Annotated in this window: 3 protein-coding genes; all 3 read left to right on the forward strand. The window is 70.4% G+C overall.

The window, feature by feature from the left end; all coding sequences use genetic code 11:
- The coding region (locus ABD194_RS18740; protein ID WP_343994307.1) for a hypothetical protein at positions 1-526 on the forward strand (526 nt) is incomplete at its 5' end.
- A 43-nt stretch (positions 527-569) separates the two neighbouring features.
- Positions 570-1,955 (forward strand): glutamate decarboxylase, encoded by a 1,386-nt coding sequence (gene gad, locus ABD194_RS18745; protein ID WP_343994309.1) that lies wholly within the window; start codon positions 570-572, stop codon positions 1,953-1,955.
- A 277-nt stretch (positions 1,956-2,232) separates the two neighbouring features.
- The gene (locus ABD194_RS18750; protein WP_343994311.1) at positions 2,233-3,198 is read left to right on the forward strand and encodes a DMT family transporter; all 966 of its coding nucleotides are present in this window, start codon (positions 2,233-2,235) and stop codon (positions 3,196-3,198) included.
- Positions 3,199-3,406 lie beyond the last annotated feature (208 nt).

Raw genomic sequence — 3,406 nt, forward strand, 5'->3', positions numbered from 1 at the left:
GGTCGACGAGGACAGCCAGCACCGGCGCGCGCCCGTGCGGCTCGTCGGCTGGGCCCCGCACGACCGCAGCTGGCTCGCGGCGGCCCTGCAGTTCCCAGGCACCCTGTGCTTCAACGTCAGCACCGTCGCCGCCCTGACCCACAACGCCACGGCCGCCGAGGCCAACCGCTACGTCTGGCGCCCCGACCTCTACGGCTCCGTGCTCTTCCTCGCGTCGAGCACGTATGCCGTCCTCGCCGTCTCGGCGCGTCTGCTGACCTTCGAGCCCAGGTCGTTCCCGTGGCGGATCGCCTGGGTCAACCTGGCCGGCTCGATCCTCTTCATGGCCTCGGCGCTCGCCAGCTACGTCGTGCCGAGCACCGACGGGGTGCTGAACGCGCGCGTCGCAGTCGCCGGGACGTTCCTCGGCGCCGCGTGCTTCCTCGTCGGCGCGGCCCTGATGCTGCCGGCCTGGCGACGAGCCGTGGCCCCCACCCGGCCCGCCGGACCCCGTGACGCGACACGGAGCGACTCGACGCCGCCGTGACCCCGAAACCCAGTCAGAGCCAACCCCTCCGAGGAGTACCAGCATGACCACACCGACCAAGCCGTCCGAGCTCGACGCCGTCGCCGCCCTCTACGGCAACCGCTTCATCACACAGGAGGTGCCGAGCCGCGAGTTCCCTGACACCGGAATGACGGCGGTCGACGCCATGCGCCTCGTCGCCGAGGACCTGGTCATCGAGGGGGACCCCGCGCGCAACCTCGCGACCTTCGTGACCACGTGGATGGAGCCCGAGGCGCAGCGGATCATCGCCGAGAACCTGCACCGCAACTTCATCGACCACGCCGAGTACCCGCGGACGGCCGAGATCGAGCAGCGCTGCATCCGCATGCTCGCCGACCTCTTCCACGCGCCGGGCCCGACCACCGGGGCGCGCACCCAGGGCTCCTCGGAGGCGATCATGCTGGGCGCGCTGTCCCTGAAGTGGAACTGGCGCACCCGTCGGCAGCGGGAGGGTGGCTCGGTCGAGCGCCCCAACCTCGTCTTCGGCGGCGACGTGCACGTCGTGTGGGAGAAGTTCTGCCGCTACTTCGACGTCGAGCCGCGCATCGTGCCGCTTCAGCCGGGCAAGTACACGATCGGGCCCGACGACGTCGCGGCCCACGTCGACGAGAACACGATCGGTGTCGCCGCGGTCCTCGGCACGACCTTCACCGGCCACAAGGACGACGTCGTCGGGATCAACAACCTGCTGGTGCAGCTCAAGCAGGAGCGCGGCCTCGACGTCCCCCTGCACATCGACGGCGCGAGCGGCGGGTTCGTGTGGCCGTTCCTCTACCCCGACTCGCCGTGGGACTTCCGGCTCGAGCAGGTGCGCTCGATCAACGTCTCCGGCCACAAGTTCGGCCTCGTCTACCCCGGCATCGGCTGGCTCGTCTTCCGGGAGACCGCCGACCTGGCTCCCGACCTCGTCTTCGAGGAGAACTACCTCGGCAAGACGGATTCGACGTTCACGCTCAACTTCTCCACGGGGTCGTCCATGGTCCTGGCGCAGTACTACAACTTCGTGCGCTTCGGCCGGCAGGGCTACAGCTACATCATGCGCAACATGGAGGAGAACGCCCGGATGCTCGGCGACGAGCTCGAGAAGATGGGGCGCTTCGAGCTCATCGACCGCTACGAGGAGCAGCTCCCGCTCGTGGCCTTCCGTCTCACGGGTGAGCAGGACTTCGACGAGTTCGACCTCGCCTGGCAGCTCTCGGCCGAGCGCGGGTGGATGGTGCCGGCGTACACGCTGCCGCCCGACGCGCAGGACGTCACGATCATGCGGGCGCTCGTCAAGGAGACGATGAGCCGGGAGCACGTCGACACGCTCGCTCGCGACATCGAGGAGGCCTGCCGCACCCTCGACGCCAAGGGCGGCGCCCACGAGTCCGAGCGCGCGAAGATCGTCACGGGTCCCGGCCACTGAGCTCTGCCCCGAGCCGTATGCCGTATGCCGTGTGCGCGCCTACGCGCGCCCGTCCCGCCAGGCGCGCCACGCGGCATACCCCCCGATGACGTCGGTGGCGCGGTGGATGCCGAGCTCCTGGAGGACGAGAGCGCCGCCCCCGTGGGCCGCCCCGCCTGCTCGGGGTGAGCCGGTGCAGGCGGCTGCGGGCCGCTGCCAGGACCGGTGCGGACAAGGCGGCTCCGGGGGACGTTGCCCGTTGGAGACGTCTGTCGGTGGCGGGGACTACGGTCGCCGGGTGAGCGACCGTTCCCGCACCACGACGACGGACTCGACGACGGGCCTGGCACCGAGCCCCGGGCGACGGGCGCACGTGCTCGTCCTCGCCGCCGTGGCGGTCACGCTCCTGCTCTGGGCCTCGGCGTTCGTCGCGATCCGCCACCTCGGCCGCGACGTGCCGCCGGGTGCCCTCTCGTTGGGCCGGTTGCTGGTCGCGTCCGTCGCCCTCGGCGTCCTGGTCTTCCGGCGTCCGCGCACGTGGCCCGCCAAGCGGGACTGGCCGCTCCTGCTGCTCTGCGGCGTGGGCTGGTTCGGCGTCTACAACCTCGCCCTCAACGCCGCTGAGCGACGCATCGACGCGGGGACGTCCGCCCTCGTCGTGCAGGTGGGTCCGATCATCGTGGCCCTCCTCGCCACGGTCTTCCTCGGCGAGAAGATGACCCGCTGGCTGCTCATCGGCATGGCCGTCGGGTTCGCCGGGGTCGTCGTCATCGCGCGTGGGTCCTCGTCGGGCGGCTCCGGAGACCTGGTCGGCGTCTGGCTCGCCATCCTCGCTGCCGTGACGTATGCCGTCGGCGTCCTCGCCCAGAAGCCCCTCCTCGGGCGGCTGCCGGGTCCCGAGGTCACCTGGCTGGCCTGCGTCATCGGGGCCGTGGTCTGCCTGCCCTGGAGCGGCGAGCTCGTCACGGTCGTCCGCGAGAGCGACCCGTCGACACTGTGGTGGATCGCCTATCTCGGAGTCTTCCCGACCGCCATCGCCTTCTCGACCTGGGCCTACGTGCTCGCCCGCAGCAACGCAGGGACTCTGACGCTCACGACCTTCCTCGTCCCCTTCATCGCGACCCTGATCGCCTGGGCGCTGCTGTCCGAGGTGCCGCCGGCGCTGACCTATGTCGGTGGCGCCCTGTGCATCGCGGGAGTGCTCCTCACGCGACGAAAGTCGCGACCACGGCGCCAGCCTGAGCCGGAGCCGCCAGCCGATTGAAAGGTGCTTGTCACCTGTGGGCAAGCCTTCCCATTGACTCGAACACATGTTCTAATTGAGGAGTAGGGCGACCCGGGTGAGAGGAGTGAGTTCGTGCCATTCCTCGAGGCCGGGCGTTCGGCGCCAGACGGTGGTTCCGACGACCGGGCGAAGCAGCGGATCCTCTGGCTCCTGCAGTCGGAGAAGGCGCAGCGAGCTGCTGCCATGG

The sequence above is a fragment of the Terrabacter terrae genome (genome assembly GCF_039529575.1).
Taxonomy (GTDB): Bacteria; Actinomycetota; Actinomycetes; order Actinomycetales; family Dermatophilaceae; genus Terrabacter; species Terrabacter terrae.